The sequence below is a fragment of the Microbulbifer sp. ARAS458-1 genome, from assembly GCF_045348205.1.
GTDB lineage: Bacteria > Pseudomonadota > Gammaproteobacteria > Pseudomonadales > Cellvibrionaceae > Microbulbifer.
In genome coordinates this window covers 750,384-768,512 of the sequence record NZ_CP155838.1, presented here as the reverse complement: position 1 = coordinate 768,512, position 18,129 = coordinate 750,384, and the positions used below count along the sequence as shown (strand labels likewise).

At 58.6% G+C, this 18,129-nt stretch carries 17 protein-coding genes; 13 read left to right on the top strand and 4 right to left on the bottom strand.

Translation table 11 applies throughout. From position 1 onward, the window contains the following. Positions 1-37: 37 nt before the first annotated feature. Complete coding sequence (locus AAFH99_RS03070; protein WP_043319931.1) at positions 38-580, bottom strand: carboxymuconolactone decarboxylase family protein; 543 nt, start codon at positions 578-580, stop codon at positions 38-40. A gap of 212 nt (positions 581-792) precedes the next feature. On the opposite strand from AAFH99_RS03070, the gene AAFH99_RS03065 reads away from it, so the two are divergent. The 6 genes from AAFH99_RS03065 (at position 793) to AAFH99_RS03040 (ending at position 7,210) form a co-directional block, all read left to right on the top strand. Next, positions 793-1,368 (top strand): TetR/AcrR family transcriptional regulator, encoded by a 576-nt coding sequence (locus AAFH99_RS03065; RefSeq protein WP_043319930.1) that lies wholly within the window; start codon positions 793-795, stop codon positions 1,366-1,368. A gap of 279 nt (positions 1,369-1,647) precedes the next feature. Continuing rightward, positions 1,648-2,892, top strand: coding sequence for a sterol desaturase family protein (locus AAFH99_RS03060; protein ID WP_406828614.1), 1,245 nt, complete (start codon positions 1,648-1,650; stop codon positions 2,890-2,892). Positions 2,893-3,135: 243 nt separating this feature from the next. Further along, positions 3,136-3,756 carry a guanylate kinase gene (gene gmk, locus AAFH99_RS03055; protein ID WP_043319928.1) on the top strand — a complete coding sequence of 207 codons (621 nt, stop codon included), beginning with the start codon at positions 3,136-3,138 and terminating at the stop codon, positions 3,754-3,756. Positions 3,757-4,098: 342 nt separating this feature from the next. Further along, positions 4,099-4,362, top strand: a complete 264-nt coding sequence (gene rpoZ / locus AAFH99_RS03050; RefSeq protein ID WP_043319927.1) for a DNA-directed RNA polymerase subunit omega — start codon at positions 4,099-4,101, stop codon at positions 4,360-4,362. A gap of 58 nt (positions 4,363-4,420) precedes the next feature. Then, positions 4,421-6,538, top strand: a complete 2,118-nt coding sequence (gene spoT, locus AAFH99_RS03045) for a bifunctional GTP diphosphokinase/guanosine-3',5'-bis pyrophosphate 3'-pyrophosphohydrolase (protein ID WP_043319926.1) — start codon at positions 4,421-4,423, stop codon at positions 6,536-6,538. A gap of 288 nt (positions 6,539-6,826) precedes the next feature. Then, complete coding sequence (locus AAFH99_RS03040; protein WP_043319925.1) at positions 6,827-7,210, top strand: RidA family protein; 384 nt, start codon at positions 6,827-6,829, stop codon at positions 7,208-7,210. A gap of 105 nt (positions 7,211-7,315) precedes the next feature. On the opposite strand, the gene AAFH99_RS03035 is transcribed toward AAFH99_RS03040, so the two are convergent. Beyond that, on the bottom strand, positions 7,316-8,194 hold the full coding sequence (locus AAFH99_RS03035; RefSeq protein WP_043319924.1) for an NAD-dependent epimerase/dehydratase family protein: 879 nt from the start codon (positions 8,192-8,194) through the stop codon (positions 7,316-7,318). 220 nt (positions 8,195-8,414) lie between these two features. Then, positions 8,415-8,669: a GlsB/YeaQ/YmgE family stress response membrane protein gene (locus AAFH99_RS03030; RefSeq protein ID WP_043319923.1), complete on the bottom strand. Its 255-nt coding sequence runs from the start codon at positions 8,667-8,669 to the stop codon at positions 8,415-8,417. A gap of 244 nt (positions 8,670-8,913) precedes the next feature. Here AAFH99_RS03030 and AAFH99_RS03025 point away from each other — a divergent pair, with 244 nt between their 5' ends. From AAFH99_RS03025 to AAFH99_RS03010, 4 genes are all read left to right on the top strand, one after another. Then, complete coding sequence (locus AAFH99_RS03025) at positions 8,914-9,837, top strand: hydrogen peroxide-inducible genes activator (protein WP_043319922.1); 924 nt, start codon at positions 8,914-8,916, stop codon at positions 9,835-9,837. 29 nt (positions 9,838-9,866) lie between these two features. Continuing rightward, entirely contained in the window at positions 9,867-11,966 is a 2,100-nt protein-coding gene (recG, locus tag AAFH99_RS03020) for an ATP-dependent DNA helicase RecG (protein WP_406828613.1), read from the top strand. Positions 11,967-12,188: 222 nt separating this feature from the next. Next, positions 12,189-12,899, top strand: coding sequence for a hypothetical protein (locus AAFH99_RS03015; RefSeq protein ID WP_406828612.1), 711 nt, complete (start codon positions 12,189-12,191; stop codon positions 12,897-12,899). 274 nt (positions 12,900-13,173) lie between these two features. Then, a complete protein-coding gene (locus tag AAFH99_RS03010; protein WP_043319919.1) occupies positions 13,174-13,854 on the top strand; it encodes a hypothetical protein in 681 nt (226 codons plus the stop codon). Between the two features lie 77 nt (positions 13,855-13,931). Here AAFH99_RS03010 and AAFH99_RS03005 read toward each other — a convergent pair whose 3' ends face one another. After that, entirely contained in the window at positions 13,932-15,242 is a 1,311-nt protein-coding gene (locus tag AAFH99_RS03005) for a dicarboxylate/amino acid:cation symporter (protein WP_406828611.1), read from the bottom strand. 357 nt (positions 15,243-15,599) lie between these two features. On the opposite strand from AAFH99_RS03005, the gene AAFH99_RS03000 reads away from it, so the two are divergent. The 3 genes from AAFH99_RS03000 (at position 15,600) to phoB (ending at position 17,946) form a co-directional block, all read left to right on the top strand. Continuing rightward, positions 15,600-16,175, top strand: coding sequence for a chorismate--pyruvate lyase family protein (locus AAFH99_RS03000; protein ID WP_406828610.1), 576 nt, complete (start codon positions 15,600-15,602; stop codon positions 16,173-16,175). Positions 16,176-16,211: 36 nt separating this feature from the next. Continuing rightward, positions 16,212-17,111, top strand: a complete 900-nt coding sequence (ubiA, locus tag AAFH99_RS02995; protein ID WP_043319917.1) for a 4-hydroxybenzoate octaprenyltransferase — start codon at positions 16,212-16,214, stop codon at positions 17,109-17,111. Positions 17,112-17,241: 130 nt separating this feature from the next. Continuing rightward, a complete protein-coding gene (gene phoB / locus AAFH99_RS02990) occupies positions 17,242-17,946 on the top strand; it encodes a phosphate regulon transcriptional regulator PhoB (RefSeq protein ID WP_043319916.1) in 705 nt (234 codons plus the stop codon). The last annotated feature ends 183 nt before the right edge of the window (positions 17,947-18,129 follow it).

The following is an 18,129-nucleotide window of genomic DNA, read 5'->3' as shown; positions in this document are numbered from 1 at the left end:
TTTTTACTCGGGGTCGTATCTGTGGGACGGGAACAGATTACTTCACAAATGACTGAAACTGTTTGTCCACCGGTGTATCAGCAAAGTGATTGATGTAATTGCTCATCACCTTCTGCGCGACGCCGACAATGATTTCCAGCAATTGCTGGTGGCCGTAACCCGCATCGTAAAAGCGCTGCAACACTTCATCAGAAACCACGCCGCGGTCGCGCACGATTGCCAGCGTAGTGTCCCGCAGTACCTCCAGCTTTTCCGTGGGCAGAGGCGTTTTATTGCGCAGCGCCTCATTGATTTCGTCGTCTACCTTCATAGATTTGGCAATGGCACTGTGGGCAGGCACGCAATAATGGCAACCGTGCTCCACATTGATGGCCTGCCATACCACGGTCTTTTCTTCCGCAGAAAATGACGTGTTGAGAAACTGTTCGTGCAACACCTGATAGGACTTCAGCGATGTAGGCGCTTCTGCCATCACCCCATGCAGGTTGGGAATGGAACCAAAGGCGTCGATAGAGTTCTGCAACAGGGACTTGCTGTCTTCAGGCGCGCTTTCGATATCGTGAATCTTGAAATCGGACATATCGTACCTCCGGGTGTCTGGGTCATCTGGTAAGTGATAGCGATCTGCTCGACCAACCACAGCAACGAATCAGTATTTTTGAGCAGTCGATCAATAATTCACACCTTACCCAATTTTGAGCAGTCGTTCAACACCTTTTCGCAGATTTGCCGAATGCCGCGCCCGGGCATAAAATTGAGCGCCTGTTCAACCCACTCACCAGGTGAGGCACCATGGCCAATACGGCAAAATTCGATCGCCGGGAAGTGCTGGAGAGCGCTACACGCCTGTTTTGGCAAAAGGGTTATCACGGCACTTCCACACGGGATATACAGCAGGCCACCAACCTCAAACCCGGCAGCATTTACGCAGCATTTGGCAGCAAATCCGGGCTTTTCAACGAGGTTTTGCATTTTTACGCCGAAAGTATGGCGGATCAGCTTGCGCAGATTCTGAGCGAACACCACCGGGTCACCGATGGTCTGCGCGCATTTTTACGCCACGTGATTCTGGAGGGGGGAGACGACGCCCCAAGTGAGCTGTGCCTGCTGGCGAAATCACTGTCGGAGCTCGAAGAGGGTGAAGCGGAGCTGCTGAGCGAGACCCGGAAACTGCTGGCGGCAACGGAACAGCGGTTTCAGCAGGCACTGTCACAAGCGGTCGCCAATGCCGAGCTTCCCGCGAACACCGATACTGCACTTGCCGCGCGACAGCTACAAATCCAGCTGATCGGGCTGCGGAGTTATTTGCGTGCCACCGGAAACCGGGGCGCTGTCGAAGAGTTGATCGCCCGACAGTTCTTCAGCTGACCGGCACCAGCACTACACCACACCGAGGGCGGACCCCACCCACGCCGTCGGGTTTGCTTTCCCGGCTCAAAGCCATTCCGCTAACGCACCTCACCGCCCGGGCGCTCTACTTTTTCACCCAAGCATGTAATTCGATGCAGACCGGTGGTGATACATCAGGTTAAAGCACACGGATTTCGAAATCCGGTCTCTGCGGACATTGTTCACGTCGCGGCCTGTGGCAACATTACCCGCGAGGCCAGAAAAACCATAACGATATAGACAATTTCCGAGGTTCCTGTGGGTTTAGTCACCGCTGCCATTCCCTTTTTCCTGCTTGCCGTACTGATCGAGCTGGCACTCGACCGCTGGCGCGGCTGGGGGCTGTATCGCCTGAATGACGCCATTGGCAGCCTGGGTGCCGGCATATTGAGCCGCATTCTGGGGCTGGTGAAAGTGGGCATCCTGATGCTGCTGTATATCCCGCTGTACCAGTGGCTGGAACCCACTTACCAGAGCCTTGGCATCCACTGGTCCCTGGATAATCCCTGGCACCTGGTGCTGGCGGTGATCGCCTATGATTTCTGCTACTACTGGAAGCACCGTATCTGCCACGAGATCAATATCTTCTGGGCGGAACATCTGGTGCACCACCAGAGTGAGGACTACAACCTCACCACCGCCCTGCGCCAGTCCAGCGACCTGGTGCCTCTGGGCTGGATCTTCTATCTGCCGTTGCTGCTGATCGGCATGCCCCCTGAAGTGCTGATTACCGCCGGCGCCATCGACCTGATCTACCAGTTCTGGGTCCACACCCAGAAATTCCCCAAAGTCCGCTGGATGGAGTGGATCCTGGTCACCCCCTCCAACCACCGGGTGCACCACGCCCAGAACAAGGTGTATGTAGACCGCAACTACGGCGGCGTGTTGATCATCTGGGATCGCCTGTTCGGCACCTACCAGGAAGAGCTGGATGAGGAACCCTGTATCTACGGCGTGCGCAAACCCCTGAATACCTTCGACCCCCTGGCCGCCAACCTGCAGCACTTCAAGCGCATGTGGCTGGACGCGATGTACACCAAAAGCTGGAAGGAGAAGTTCACCCTCTGGTTCCGCGCCACTGGCTACCGGCCGGCAGATGCGGAAGCGGCGATGCCCGTCCCCAGTGGCGACCTTGACAATTTCCACCGCTTCGACCCCCAGATCACCCGCGGCCTGCGCTGGTACGCCCTGGTCCAGCACCTGACCTATTCCGTGGCAACCCTGGCGTTACTGCAATTCAGCAAGGAGCTCGGCTACGGGCTCACTGCGCTAATGGTGCTGATGCTGGTGATCGGCCTGGTCATCAACGGTCGAATCCTCGACGGCGAGCCCCGCGCTCGCCGGTGGGAAATCCGACGCCTGGCACTACTTGGCGCCACCATTCCCCTGTTGCCTCAGGCCATCTGGGGCGCGATAGCCGGATATGGCCTGGTAAGCGTGGCTGTCTGGTGGGTGTTGGTTTTTACCAGTAAAGACGATACAGTCACCTCCGTTAGTCATTAACGCTAGGAATCCGCAGTAGCCCGGGACTTCCCCAAAGCCCCGCAGGCTGAGATTCCGCAGGCACCCCCGACCGGGTTCGGAAAACCTGCCTCCCCGTGGCAGGCGGACCGGAAAAGCCCAACACTTTGCCCCCAGCACCGGTCGAGGGTCGCCTGTATTGCGTTCGCACCCTGCCACCTGCATTCGTTATACTCCCCGCCCGACATACCCCTCTCCATCCACTTATTTGCAGCAAGGTTCGCCGTGTCCACAGGTACTCTCTATACGGTCTCCGCGCCCTCCGGCGCCGGCAAAACCAGCCTGGTAAAGGCGCTCGTCGAGGCCGATACCCAGGTCACTGTATCCGTATCCCACACCACCCGGCCCATGCGCCCCGGTGAAATCGACGGCATCAACTATCATTTTGTGGATCGCGACGGCTTCATCGCCATGCTCGGCGAGAACGCTTTTCTGGAACACGCTCAGGTTTTCGAGAATTTCTACGGCACCTCCAAGGCGTGGGTCGAAGAAACCCTCGCCAGCGGCCGCGATGTGATTCTGGAAATCGACTGGCAGGGCGCAGAACAGGTGCGCAAGCTGATGCCGGAGACAGTGGGCATTTTCATTCTACCCCCGTCCCAGCAGGCACTGCTGGAGCGCCTGACCGGGCGCGGCCAGGACGACCAGGCAGTGATCGACAAGCGCATGGCCCAGGCAATCGATGAAATGTCCCACTATGTGGCCACCGATTACCTGATCATCAATGACGATTTCACCACGGCCCTGAATGAGCTGCGATCTATTATGGTGGCTGAGCGTCAGCGGCTAGTAAGGCAGCAGGAGCGGCACTCCGGTCTTCTGCAATCATTGCTGCGCAGTCAGTAGAATTTCGTGGCGGTGACGCTGCCGGGTATAGGGTTGTGAGACACGCCGTGAACCCATCCATGGGGGCTCTTCCGCGAGGTCCCTCTCGCAGACAAAGCGTTCGCTTTGGACGCCAAAGGCGCCCGCAGGGTGAGCGAAGCGAATCAACGTCTCACAACCCTATACCCGGCATCGCCACCTTCGCATCGACCCGTGTTGCGCCTTTAAGCATTGTTCGATTTGCGTACACCGCGCGGTCCGGTAGAATAGTCAACCCCGTCTGTGCAGGCGCTGACCGCACCGACAACAGAATTCGTCAATTTTGCCCAGCCGGGCGAACTTACACACTGGAACAGAAGATTTATGGCACGTATTACCGTTGAAGATTGCCTCGACCACGTAGACAACCGTTTTGAGCTGGTGATTGTGGGCAGCAAGCGCGCTCGCCAGATCGCCACCGGCGGCCGCGACCCGTTTGTGCCGGAAGAAAACGACAAGCCCACTGTTATCGCCCTGCGCGAAATCGAAGAAGGCTTTGTTGACGCCAGCATCCTGGATGAGCCGGAAGAAGAGCCGGTACAGCACGCGGCACCGGCGCCGGTATTCCTGTCCGAGCAGGATCTGTAATCCTATTTACGACGTATTAATGCAGGATTTGCAGGTAATTTAAGAGGCGATCGCGGCTTTGCACACTATCGACAGTCTGGCCCATCGCCTCTCGTCCTATCTCCCCCCCGACCAGATCCAGTTCGTCCGCCGCGCCTACTTTTACGCGGAGCAGGCCCACGAGGGCCAGAAACGACGTTCCGGAGAGCCCTATATTACCCACCCCCTCGCGGTAGCCACCATTCTGGCCGGCATGCATATGGACGCCCAGAGCCTGGCGGCGGCCATGCTGCACGATGTCATCGAGGATACCGGTATCCCCAAGGCGGCGCTGGCGGAGCAGTTCGGGGAGGAAATTGCGGATCTGGTGGACGGCGTCTCCAAACTGACCCAGTTCGAGACCGACAGCCCGGCGGAAAAGCAGGCGGAGAACTTCCAGAAAATGGCCCTGGCCATGGCGCGGGATATCCGCGTGATCCTGGTGAAGCTCGCCGACCGCCTGCACAACATGCGTACCCTCGGCTCACTGAAGCCGGAGAAGCGCGCGCGCATTGCCCGCGAGACCCTCGAGATCTACGCCCCCATCGCCAACCGCCTGGGCATGAACGATGTGCGGATCGAGTTCGAAGACCGCTCCTTCTTTGCCATCTATCCGCTGCGCGCCAGTCGCCTGCGCGCAGCGCTGGTGGCGGCCCGCGGCAACCGCAAGGAGCTGTTGGAGAAGATCCAGAATGCCATCGAGCTGCGTCTTGACCGGGAGAATATCGACGCGCTGGTGATCGGCCGCGAAAAGCACCTGTACAGCATTTACCAGAAGATGCGCTCGAAGAAGAAGTCGTTCAAGGAAATCATGGACGTCTACGCCTTCCGCATCATCGTCGACAGTGTCGATACCTGTTACCGGACATTCGGGGTTATCCACAACCTTTACAAGCCGGTGATCAGCGAATTCAAAGACTATATCGCCATCCCCAAATCCAACGGTTACCAGTCGCTGCACACGGTGCTACTCGGTATGCACGGGGTGCCCATCGAGGTGCAGATCCGCACCAAGGAAATGGACGAGATGGCCAACAGCGGTATTGCCGCCCACTGGCTGTACAAGTCCTCCGGGGATGAGGTACTCAATACCGGCGGCACCAGCCAGGTGCGCGCGCGCCGCTGGGTGCAGGGCCTGCTGGAGATGCAGCAACGCGCCGGCGACTCGCTGGAATTTATCGAGAACGTAAAAATCGATCTGTTCCCGGACGAAGTTTACGTGTTTACCCCGAAGGGCAAGATTATCGATCTGCCCGCAGGTGCCACCGCAGTGGACTTCGCCTATTCAGTGCATACGGATATCGGCAATTCCTGTGTGGCGGTACGCATCAATCAGCGCCTGGCGCCACTGTCGCAACCGCTGGAAAGTGGGCAAAAAGTCGAAATCCTTACCAGCAAAAATGTGCAGCCAAACCCCAACTGGCTCAACTTTGTGGTGACGGCGAAGGCACGCAGTGCGATTCGCCACTACCTCAAGCATCAGCGCCATCACGACTCCATCGAGCTGGGGCGGCGCCTGCTGGAAAAAGCGCTGACCAAGTTCCATCTGAAAATTTCCGACTTGGAAGAAGAGCAGATCAAGCGCGGGGTAAAAGAGGCCAAGTGCGAGACGTTCGACAATCTTCTCGAGGAGATCGGGCTGGGGAATCGCGCGGCGTTTTCTGCAGCAAAACTGCTGGTGCCGCCGGGCACCATGGAGACAGAGGCGAGCAATATTTCATCGCCGCTGACCATCGATGCCCAGGAGGGCATGCTGATCAGCTTTGCCCGCTGCTGTCGCCCGATTCCGGGAGATACCATCATGGGGCACATCAGTTCCGGCAAGGGAGTGGTGGTGCACCGGGATACCTGCCGCAATGCGGCGGAGCTGCGCGAGCACCCGGAAAATATTATGGCGGTAGCCTGGTCGCCGGATGTGAAGGGTGAGTTTCTCGGCGATGTGCGGGTCGAAGTGGAATCCGAGCGGGGGATTATTGCCCGTCTGGCCACGCGTATTACCGAGGAGGGCGCCAGTATCGAGCAGATCCATGTCGACGAGAAAGACGCTCAGCACAGCGTGATAGCGCTCACGCTGGAGGTCGCTAACCGGGTGCATCTGGCGCAGGTTATGAAACGGCTTCGCAACCTGCCCGCGGTTATCAAGATCGCTCGTCCCTGATTCCCGGTAGTCCCCCCGCCCAAACAACCTCCTGGACACCCGTTTATCGGACGGGTACCGGAAGCGGACCTTCCCCGTTACGCCAGCCGCTTGAATTTTGGCGGACGCTTATTGCGACTAACTTGTGAATCTTGGTGGGCTTTTGCGGTAATTTTCCCGGATTGTGGACAGGTTCCGCATCTGGGGATTTCGACCTTTCCTCTGCTCCCCAAGCCTTTCAAACCGCGCTATATTCTCCCGCTTTCTTTTTCAGCTAAGTGGCCCCGTTCGGGCCGGGAGAGGTCATCCATGCCTAATCGTGCAGTGATAAAAACGGATAAAGCACCGGCGGCTATCGGCAGTTATTCACAGGCAGTGAAAGTCGATAACACTATCTATCTGTCCGGTCAGATCCCGCTGGTTCCGGAGACGATGGAGCTGGTTTCCGACGACTTCCGCGAGCAGGCAGTGCAGGTATTCAAGAATCTGCAGGCGGTGTGCGAGGCGGCCAATGGTTCGCTGGATGATCTGGTAAAACTGAATCTCTATCTCACCGACCTGAGCAATTTCGCCACGGTGAATGAGGTGATGGAAGAGATGTTCACCAAGCCGTTTCCGGCGCGCGCTGCGGTGGGTGTCAGCCAGCTGCCGAAAGGCGCGCAGTTCGAAGCGGAAGGGGTTCTGGTAATCTGAGACCATTTCCGGGGTTAACCCGGGGCATGCTTGCGCCGCTCGCGATTGGTCGACCAAGAGCGGCGCCGTTCGCTATAGACCCGTCTTTTTGAGCTGTTTTCCGGCTCAGTCGTTTTCCAGCAGGGTGCGGTAGCCAGCGCGGTAGTCGGGATACAGCATCTTGTACCCGCTATCCAGCATACGTTTGTTACTCATTTTCTTGGAGCGCCGCTCACTGGTGGCGACTTCTTCGCGCAGGTGCGCACTGGTGTAACCCATGGATTTGGCCAACCAGCTCTGCAGCTCGTACATGGGCACCGGCGTGCAGTCAGCGCCGATATACAGCTTCTCCAGTGGCATGCCCTTTTTCTGACCGTCGATGAGGTGCGCAAGGAAGCCGACCGCATCGTCTACGTGAATACGATTGCTGAACTGGGGCGGGGAGGGTGGTGCGCAGCGGCCGGCACGAACCTGAGACAAGAGCCGATCGCGACCCGGGCCATAGATTCCAGCAAAGCGCACCACACAGGTGTCGACCACGCTCTGCTGGGCGATTTTTTCTGCAGCGAGCAAGGCTTCACCCTGGAAGCTGCCGGGCAGGGGCTGTGAGCGCTCATCCAGCCACTGGTCTCCGCTTTGACCGTACACGCGAGTGGAGGAGATCCACAGCAACAGACGCGGAGGCCTTTCCATATCCGCGAGCGCCTGGCGCAGACAGGTGGCAGTTTCTACATAGGCGCGCTGGTATGCCTGAGGTGTACTGGCGCCGGGCGTAAAGGTGGCAATGACGACGTCGGCACCGTTTGCCAGGTGCCGATGAATATCTTCTGCCTTGGTGGCGTCACCACGACGCCAGTTGACCACATCGGCTCGACGCTTGCGGGCCAGCGCTTGCAGCGGATTGCGTCGCACACCAAAAACATCGTAGGCCTTGCGATCCAGCTTCAATGCCAGACGGGTCCCCAGATCCCCACAGCCGAAGATCCAGACTTTTTCCTTTGCCATAACCGCTCGATTAAACCCCCGGGTATCGAATTCCGATCCCAACAATTGCCGCGCCGCAATCTATCGGGCGCCACTTAGAATAGTTACTTGAGTGTAATCTGTGAATTACTGTGAGTATGCAGTCTATTGACCCTTTATAGCCAATTCAGACCATCAAGTCTGTGAACCGGGCCCACAGTACACTGCGAGCCCGGCATCCTTTTTGCTAACCGCTTGGCGGTCAGCCTCGGGATTTCACCAACCGATAGATGAACAGCAGAATCACTGCACCGACTACCGCGGTGATAATGCTGCCCAACGACAGCCCGCCGGTAGTTCCGAGGCCGACAAAGCTGCCAACCCAGCCGCCGATAAAGGCGCCGACAATACCGATGATCATGGTCACGATCCAACCACCCGGATCCGGGCCGGGCATGATCCACTTGGCCAGTGCGCCAGCAATTAAACCGAGAATAATCCAAGACAAGATTCCCATAGCGATTCTCCGCTTTGTGTATTTCGAACACTTGCCTTCCATGTATAGCAAAAAAAGCGCCAGATCACCGGTTCGGATCGGTAGTTAATAGCAAAAATTACTAACTATAAACATTTCTAATAGCATTTTTTTCTAGTTTGAGACATTTACACAGGCGACCAGCGGAGTGCCGGCAGTTTTACTGGCCGTAGGGGGGTGTTTATGAATAAACTCTATCGCCAAGATTCATCTGATTGCGTTTGCCATGACACTGAACGAACTTCGTTACATCGTCACCCTGGCTCAGGAACAGCATTTCGGCCGCGCTGCGGAGCGCTGTTTTGTGAGCCAGCCGACCCTGTCTATCGCGGTGAAAAAGCTGGAGAAGGAGCTGGGCGTCGCCCTGTTTGAACGCTCCAAGACCCGCGTCCAGGCCACGCCTCTGGGAGAGCGTATTGTCGCCCAGGCCCAACTGGTACTGGAGCAGTCCGCAGCCATCAAAGACATCGCCAGTGCTGGCAAAGATCAGCTGAGCAGCCCACTGTCCGTAGGGGCCATCTTTACCATCGGCCCCTACCTGTTCCCACACTTTATTCCCCAGCTTCAGCAACTGGCCCCACAGATGCCGCTGTACGTGGAAGAGGGCTACACCTCAACGCTGCGTCAGCGCCTGCGCAAGGGCGAGCTGGATGCGGTCATCATCGCATTGCCGTTCACCGAACCGGATGTGGTTACCCAACCTCTGTACGACGAGCCTTTCGTGGTACTGATGCCGTCGGATCACCCTCTGGCAGAGTTTGAGGCACTGAGCCCGGAACAGCTGTGTGAAGACAATGTCCTACTGCTGGGCGAAGGCCACTGTTTCCGGGATCAGGTGTTGGAAGCCTGCCCACAATTGCAGCAGTCCATCGAAAAAGAAGCCGGCAGCGGCCATATCCGCACTGCCGCCGACGGCAGCTCCCTGGAAACCCTGCGCCATATGGTGGCCTCGCGCCTTGGTATTACCGTGCTGCCGCTGTCCGCCGCCGCGGCCTCACAGTACGCCACCGGGGTACTGGTGACCCGCCCGTTTGTGACGCCAGCGCCGCAGCGCACCGTGGCCCTGGCCTGGCGTGCCAGCTTCCCGCGGCACCGCGCCATCGATATGCTGCGCGATGCCATCAACCAGTGCCAATTGCAGAGTCCGTGACTCCCAAGCAGCCAGACCCGCCCGCTCGAATGGCCCAGAAACTACTCGCCGAGATTCCCGTGACAGCCCTCAAGGGCGTGGGCGCCAAACTGGCGGAAACCCTCGCCAGGCTGCATATCAGATCTCTACAGGACCTGATGTTCCATCTACCCGCCCGCTATCAGGACCGCACCCGCGTGGTTCCACTGGCGGGCCTGCTCCCGGGAATGGATGCGGTAGTTGAAGGCGAGGTACGCGCCGCCGACGTCACCTTCGGTCGCCGCCGCAGCCTGGCGGTGCGCCTGCAGGACACCACCGGTAGCATTACCCTGCGCTTTTTCCATTTCACCGCCGCGCAGAAAAATCGCCTGTCCCCCGGCACCCGGGTCCGCTGTTACGGGGAAGCCCGCCGGGGCAGCGCGGGAATAGAACTTTATCACCCAGAAACCGAAATTCTTGGGGAAAATATTTCGCCAACCGCGCAAACTCTCACCCCCATTTATCCCCTGACGGAAGGTCTGGGGCAGGGGCGCCTGCGCGCCCTGATCGGTCAGGGACTTGGCTGGCTCGCCGACGGCAATGTCACCGAACTGCTGCCCGCAGACCTGCTTCCGCGCGCACTGCAGATGCCACTGGCCGGTGCGCTGATGTACCTGCACCAGCCGCCGGCGGACGCCGATCTGTCGCAACTGGCCGAAGGGCAGCACCCGGCACAACAGCGCCTAGCCCTGGAAGAACTGCTGGCCCACCACCTGAGCCTGCTGGAACTGCGCCGCAGCGCGTCGAAGGTAAACGCACCACCGCTGTCCGCGAATGCGGCACTGGATCGAGACTTTCTCGCGCGGCTACCGTTTGCGCCCACCAACGCGCAGCGGCGGGTGGGCGGCGAGATCGCCGAAGACCTGGCCAAAAGTACGCCGATGATGCGGCTGTTACAGGGCGATGTGGGCGCGGGCAAAACCCTGGTCGCGGCGCGCGCCGCGCTGCAGGCCATCGGCGCCGGCCACCAATGCGCGGTGATGGCGCCGACGGAAATTCTCGCCGAGCAGCACCGCATCAACTTCAGCGGCTGGCTGGAGCCTCTCGGTATTACCGTGGCCTGGCTTACCGGCAGTATGAAAGTATCGGAAAGACGCGCGCAGCTGGCCGCAATCAGAAGTGGCGAAGCCCAGTTGGTAGTAGGTACTCACGCACTGTTTCAGGAAGGTGTGGCGTTCCACCGCCTGGCCCTGGTGATCATCGATGAACAGCACCGCTTCGGCGTGGCCCAGCGACTGCAGTTGCGCGAAAAAGGTTCGGTTGAAGGTGCTACCGGTGAACAACAGCGCACACAACCCCACCAGCTGATCATGACCGCCACCCCGATCCCGCGCACCCTCGCCATGTCTGCATTCGCCGACCTGGACTGCTCGGTGATCGATGAACTGCCGCCTGGGCGCCAGCCCATCAACACCGTGGCCATCTCCAACGAGCGCCGCTACGACGTGATGGCGCGGGTGCACAGCGCAGTGCAGGAAGGGCGCCAGGCGTATTGGGTATGTACCCTCATCGAGGAATCGGAAACCCTGCAGGCCCAGGCCGCCGAATCCACCGCCGAGGAACTGGCAGACACTCTGAACGGAGTGCGCGTGGCACTGGTACACGGACGCATGAAGCCGGCAGAGAAAGACCAGGTGATGAAGGCCTTCAAGGCCGGTGAGGTGGATCTGCTGGTGGCCACCACGGTAATCGAGGTAGGCGTGGATGTACCCAATGCCAGTTTGATGATTATCGAGAACCCGGAGCGCCTGGGCCTCGCTCAACTGCATCAGTTAAGAGGTCGGGTTGGGCGGGGCAGTATCGCCAGCCACTGCGTACTGATGTACTCCACCCCGCTGTCTGCAAATGGCCGCGCCCGTCTGGAAGCACTGCGCAATCACGCGGATGGTTTTGCCATCGCCGAGGAAGACCTGCGCCTACGCGGTCCCGGAGAGATTCTCGGTACTCGTCAGACCGGCGAGATCCAGCATCGTATCGCCGACCTGCAGCGCGATGCCCACCTGCTACCTCAGGTACAGAAAATCGCCGCGGCACCACAACTAACCGCAGAGTCCCGCGCGGCCCTGGTACGCCGCTGGTTACACAACAAGCCCCGCTTCGCCGAAGCCTGAACCCGGCCGCCCCCGGCTCTCGCACAGGTCGCACTTCCCCCGGTTTTTGAGAACCGCCGCGCGCAAAACGCGGTGCCCCCATATGACTGAGACCATCTGGTCACATCGGGTCACTAATATTTTTGCGCTCCGGCCCCGGCAATGGCAGCCTGCGCCTACTAATAGGTTGCAACAACAGCTAACAGGCGGCCGACCGCCCCCACAGCAATCAGGAAACTCCCGGTGACCAGTTTTCTCCGCCCACGCCACTTAAATCTCCGCCGCAGCCTCAGCGCCATTGCAGTCCTGCTGGGTGCCGCATTGATGCACACATCGACACACGCGCAGGGTTTTTTCGGCGGTAGCGACGAACCTATCCCCCACCTCACCCTCGCCCGCACCGAAGTAGCCGCAGAGGTACCCACCCCACTGGTTGGCAATGATTTTGAAAGCATGCTCGCGCAGGCGACCAACAGTGGCACCCTGAGCGCGGCCAAAGAAACCGCGAACCGGGAGTTCGCCGACTACCTACGCGCCCGCCTGGATGGCGCCCTGCGCGAATTCTTCGCCGATGAAGACATCCCTCTGTACAGCGACAACAACTCGCTCATTCTGTACAACTTCATCGATATTTCCGTGGTGAAGCGATTAAGCGGCCTGAAAAACAGTGGCGATTACGAAATCGAAAGGGGCAGCCTGAGCGCCAGTGGTGACTACCACCTGCGCCTGCAGGCACCCGGGGAGCGGTTGCTGGTGGAGAGACGTGTCGACATTGCCGATCTGCGCCTGAAGGGTAAGTACCAGATCAAAACCTCACTACGCGGCGATGCCGGGGAAGACAACACCACCGAAGAATTGCGTCAGATGGCAGACCAGCTGGTTAAGCGCGTCATCGACCACATCGAAGACGACCTGGAAGCCGACGCTCTGCGCGAACTGCAGCACCGCAGCTGACGACTTTCTCGCGTCACCGCACCGGTGGCGCCTCCAGCACTGCCCATACAGCTCACTGCTAATTCACTCCCCCGTTGCCCGCCGCGACCCACCTCACACAACTGACTACTACTGACGCACAAGTCACCGAAATTTTTTGCTCTCTGCACCGATAAGTGGCAGCCTGTGACAGACGTCTAAAAATGATAGAGCGGATTCATCCGCCACAGAGCGCCCCATCAAACAGCGCCGATAAAAATTATCCCGGTATAAAAATCAAAACAGGGAGCGATGCATGAGAACCCAAGGACTCCGTCGGCTATTCGCCGCCGGTATGGTTAGCCTTGCGCTATCCACCAGTACCAGTGCCCAAGACAGCTTCTGGGGTGGCGATGACCACACCCCCAGCCTGGCCATAGCAGCCACTGAAATTCAACTCGATGTACCCATGCCGGTATCCAGTGGCGATATGCAGCTGATGCTTGCACTGGCTGGCAATGGCGGCGGTCTTGCGGACCTGAAAAAAGAAGCCATCCGCAATTACACCCAGCATATCCACAGCGAGCTGGCGCGTGTTCTGTACGGATATCTGGAGGATGAAGAGGTACCGCTGGTTGCGGAAAATGGCCTGCTCCAGCTGCAGAACAAACTCAACCTCAAGGTGATCAAACACCTGAGTGCCATGAAACCGAAAGGCGATCACGATCTTGAGCAGGGCAATGTGACCCTGAAGGGTGAATTCCGCTACATCCTGAGCAATCGCAGTGGAACCGCACTGCGCGAACAGCGCGTCAGTATCGACGACATGAAAATCACCGAGAAGTACCGGGTGCGCACCTATCACGACAATCGCGCCGGCGAAGACACCACCGAAGCGGCCATCAAGGAAGCCCTCACCGAAATGGTTGAAGAGCTGGTGGAGGCGATGGAGGACAATCTCGAGGCGGATGAATTGCGGGATATGGCCGCACTCTAGACCCCCTCCGACCGAACTGAAAAGGGCGAGCCGCACCAGCGGCTCGCCCTCTATTTATCTCGACTGACTTAAAGAAATCAGGCCGAAGAAGAGCTTCCTTCCCCGTTTGTCACGACGCTGTTGTAATTGTCGTCATTGAACGTATTTACATCCAGTGCACCCTCGCTGTTGGCCACAATGGTGCTCACCACCGAGTCACCGGTAATGTTCACCGCCGTGCGCACCATATCCAGCAGGCGATCCACGCCCATCACAATGGCAATGCCTTCCACCGGCAGGCCCACCTGACTCAGTACCATCGCCAGCATGATCAGGCCAACACCCGGCACACCGGCAGTACCCACAGATGCGAGCGTCGCAGTCAGGATTACCGTCAAGTAACCCATCAGGCCAATCTCGATACCGTACAGCTGAGAGATAAACACCGTCGCCACACCCTGCATGATCGCTGTGCCATCCATATTGATGGTCGCCCCCAGCGGAACAGTGAATGACGCAATCTTGTTATCCACACCCAGACGCTTTTCCACCGTCTGCAGGGTAACCGGAATCGTCGCCGCAGAAGACGCGGTACTGAATGCAAATGCCATCGCCGGGCGCATTTTCTTCAGTAACTTGACTGGATTCAAACCAGACAGCAACTTCAACAAAAGCGGGTATACCCCAAAAGCGTGAATCAGCAGCGCCAGCAGCACCACGCCAAAATACTTCGCCAGTGTCGGAATGGCATCTAGACCCAGCAGCGCAATCTTGTTCACCAACAGCGCAAACACCCCGTAAGGCGCAAACACCATCAGCACACCCACCATCCTCAGGATGACCTCGTTCAGATCATTAAAGAACGCCGCCACCCGCTGTCCCGGCTTGCCGCTGCGGGAAATCGCGTAACCCAACAGCAGGGCAAACACGATGATCTGCAGCATGTTGCCTTCTGCCATCGCCATTACCGGATTGGTCGGGAAAATATTTACCAGTACATCAGACAGGGGAGGGGATTCTTTCGCTTCGAACTGCGCATCCCCCGCCAGGTACTCCATACCCACACCGGGCTGAATCACCAGCGCCAATAGCAGCGCCAGGGAAATGGCCACGGCCGTCGTGCACAAGTAAAGCAGCAGTGTTTTCCCCGCCAACACCCCAACCCGGCTACCCTCAGACAGCGCACAGGCACCACAAATCAGCGATACCAGCACCAGCGGTACTACCATCAACTTCAGCGACGCAATGAAAATCCGCCCGATGATGTCGAACAGACCATTGGTGAGGTAGTTGTTGATAAATTCGGTAACCGTCGCACCCAACACCTGACTGGAGTTGAGTACATTGAACAACAGGCCAAGCAAGATCCCCGTGATCATGGCCAGTACGATTTTTTTGGTAAGCCCCATGGTCCGTCCTGTTTTTGCATCTACCTTTCAAATGGCAGATTTTCTGATCGTTTTCAGCGCTAATTATATTCGGGCGAAGGTGGTGATACCGGGTACAGTCTTGTGAGACCTTCAAAAACAGGATGTTTTTGCAGAGCCCCCATGGATGGATTCACGGGGGGCCGCCTAGGTCGTGTCTCACAAGACTGTGCCCGGTAGCGCCACCGCCACCGGGTTTGTTCAGAGCCTCTTATCTGGGTAAAGGCAGTGCGCCACTATATCCACCCCACCCCCAAGGGGCAAAGCGAGTTCCCCTGAAACCCTCGTCAGGTACAATGCGGTTAATTCAAACCAGCATAACCCCGCGCGGAGTCTGCGTTGTACCACTCCCCCTTTGAGGCCATCGGCGACTGGCACCCACAACCCCTCGAAAGCTTGCACGGCCACACCCCGCCGGACCACCTCCTGCCCTGGCTGCAACACAAAGGGTCCCTCACCGCCGCCCTCAAACACCTGAGCCACGGCGAGTTTAGCGTACAAATACTCAACCAGGGTTGGCACATCCCCAACCTCGAAGAGCGCCGCGCCCTCAACCTCAAGGAACGCACCCGCGCCCTGATCCGCGAAGTCCTGCTCTACGGCAGCGACACCCAGCCCTGGGTCTACGCCCGCAGCGTCCTCCCCGAGCGTACCCTCGCCGGGAAATCCCGCTACCTGCGCAGCCTCGACAACCGCCCCCTGGGCGAGCTCCTGTTCAGCCAGCCGGACATCCGCCGCGGCCCCATCGTCCTCAACCGGCTCAAACGCAACTCCCAGTGCCAGCTGGCAGAGCTGGACCAGAGCGAAGCCCATGCCTGGGGCCGCCGCTCCACCTTCTGGCTGCACGACAAACCTCTGCTGGTTGCAGAGACCTTCCTCAGCGGGTTCAATCCCCACAAACCGCCAATGACCTAGTGCCCTGAAGAAACGGGAAAGAATACGGGAACTGCCATGCAAGCCATTCGCCAACAAGTCCAGCAGCGCTTCGCGCAGCACTGGCCCAGCGTACAGCCCTACTGGCAACTGGCGCGACTGGACAGGCCCATCGGCTCACTGCTGTTGCTGTGGCCAACCTGGGCCGCACTGTGGATTGCCGCCAAAGGCTGGCCGGGGCTGCACCTGTTTGTGGTGTTTACCCTGGGTGTAATTCTTACCCGCGCCGCCGGCTGTGCCATCAATGACTTCGCCGACCGCGAGATCGACGGCCACGTAAAGCGCACCAGCCAGCGTCCCCTGGCCACTGGCGCCGCCACCCCAAAAGGCGCACTGATGCTGTTCGCCGGCCTGATGCTGCTGGCATTTCTGCTGGTGCTCACCACCAACAAACTGACCATTTTGCTGTCACTGCCGGCGCTGGTGCTGGCCTTCTGCTATCCCTTCGCCAAACGCTACACCCATTTGCCACAGGTGGTACTGGGTGCGGCGTTCAGTATGGGAATCCCTATGGCATTTGCCGCGGTCACCAACGCGGTGCCGGCGGTAGCCTGGGTGCTGTTTACCGCAAACCTGCTTTGGACCGTGGCCTACGATACCTTTTATGCCATGGTTGACCGGGACGACGATCTGAAGATCGGGGTGAAATCCACAGCCATCCTGTTCGGCGATATGGACCGGGCGATGACCGGCTGCCTGCAGGGCATGGTGATTCTGGCCTTACTGATGCTGGGAGGGCGCGCGGAGCTCGGTACGCTGTATTACTGCGGGGTTGCGGCGGCGGGCGGGCTATTTTGCTATCAGCAGTGGCTGATTCGCGATCGGCAACGGGAACCCTGCTTCAAGGCATTTCTCAATAACAACTGGGTCGGAATGGCAATTTTCCTGGGTATTTTTTCTCATTATCTGTGGAATTAGGCGCAAGCGGCCACCCGCAAACCGGGCTTCCCGTACGGCTGTCATATTTTTGTCACTAAAGTGACGTTAAATGGCCACTCTAGAATAGTCAGTTAAATGACAATCACTTCAGTTAGGGTATGGCAGGCAGATGCACAGCAAGACGATCCTCATAGTCGACGACGAAGCCCCGGTGCGGGATATGTTACGGGTAGCTCTGGAAATGGCGGATTACCGTTGTCTTGAGGCGGAAAATGCCCAGGCGGCCCACGCGCTGGTAATCGATGAAAAGCCGGATCTGATTCTGTTGGACTGGATGCTGCCGGATGTTTCCGGTGTTGAGCTGGCCCGCCGCCTGAAGCGGGATGAACTGACTTCTTCGCTGCCGATCATCATGCTTACCGCTAAGGGTGAGGAAGACCACAAGATCAAGGGTCTGGAGACCGGTGCGGACGATTACATTACCAAGCCGTTTTCACCCCGCGAGCTGGTAGCGCGCCTGAAGGCGGTGTTGCGCCGCGCGGGCCCGAGCACGCCGGAGGAGCCGCTGACCGCGGGTGGCCTGGTGCTGGATCCGATCAGCCACCGGGTGACGATCAATGGCAATCCGGTGGATATGGGCCCGACCGAGTTCCGCCTGCTGACGTTTTTCCTGAGTCATCAGGAGCGCGCTTACACCCGTACCCAGTTGCTGGACCATGTTTGGGGGGGCAACGTGTATGTTGAGGAGCGCACCGTGGATGTTCACATCCGTCGCCTGCGCAAAGCCCTGACCGTCGATGGCCACGAGCGCTACATCCAGACCGTGCGCGGCACCGGCTACCGCTTTTCTGTACAGACCGCGGAAAGGGTGTAACCTACACCCAAGAATTGTAGAGGGCTCCGTAGCGGGTCCTGTGGCGGTCGAGCCCCGGGTATAAGTTTTTGAAAAAATTGTCGGGAGCAATTTTCAGCAGCTTTAGCTGCCCGTAGGGCTGAGCACAGGGATGTGCTCAGCTAAACCGCTGTGAATACTTCCCTGTACGCTGCGTCGGCGACA

What these genes read in the sequence shown, in the direction of transcription:
- AAFH99_RS03070 (WP_043319931.1), bottom strand. Translation starts at nt 580, where the DNA reads ATGTCCGATTTCAAGATTCACGATATCGAAAGCGCGCCTGAAGACAGC.
- AAFH99_RS03065 (WP_043319930.1), top strand. Translation starts at nt 793, where the DNA reads ATGGCCAATACGGCAAAATTCGATCGCCGGGAAGTGCTGGAGAGCGCT.
- rpoZ (WP_043319927.1), top strand. Translation starts at nt 4,099, where the DNA reads ATGGCACGTATTACCGTTGAAGATTGCCTCGACCACGTAGACAACCGT.
- AAFH99_RS03040 (WP_043319925.1), top strand. Translation starts at nt 6,827, where the DNA reads ATGCCTAATCGTGCAGTGATAAAAACGGATAAAGCACCGGCGGCTATC.
- AAFH99_RS03035 (WP_043319924.1), bottom strand. Translation starts at nt 8,194, where the DNA reads ATGGCAAAGGAAAAAGTCTGGATCTTCGGCTGTGGGGATCTGGGGACC.
- AAFH99_RS03030 (WP_043319923.1), bottom strand. Translation starts at nt 8,669, where the DNA reads ATGGGAATCTTGTCTTGGATTATTCTCGGTTTAATTGCTGGCGCACTG.
- AAFH99_RS03025 (WP_043319922.1), top strand. Translation starts at nt 8,914, where the DNA reads ATGACACTGAACGAACTTCGTTACATCGTCACCCTGGCTCAGGAACAG.
- recG (WP_406828613.1), top strand. Translation starts at nt 9,867, where the DNA reads ATGGCCCAGAAACTACTCGCCGAGATTCCCGTGACAGCCCTCAAGGGC.
- AAFH99_RS03010 (WP_043319919.1), top strand. Translation starts at nt 13,174, where the DNA reads ATGAGAACCCAAGGACTCCGTCGGCTATTCGCCGCCGGTATGGTTAGC.
- AAFH99_RS03005 (WP_406828611.1), bottom strand. Translation starts at nt 15,242, where the DNA reads ATGGGGCTTACCAAAAAAATCGTACTGGCCATGATCACGGGGATCTTG.
- ubiA (WP_043319917.1), top strand. Translation starts at nt 16,212, where the DNA reads ATGCAAGCCATTCGCCAACAAGTCCAGCAGCGCTTCGCGCAGCACTGG.
- phoB (WP_043319916.1), top strand. Translation starts at nt 17,242, where the DNA reads ATGCACAGCAAGACGATCCTCATAGTCGACGACGAAGCCCCGGTGCGG.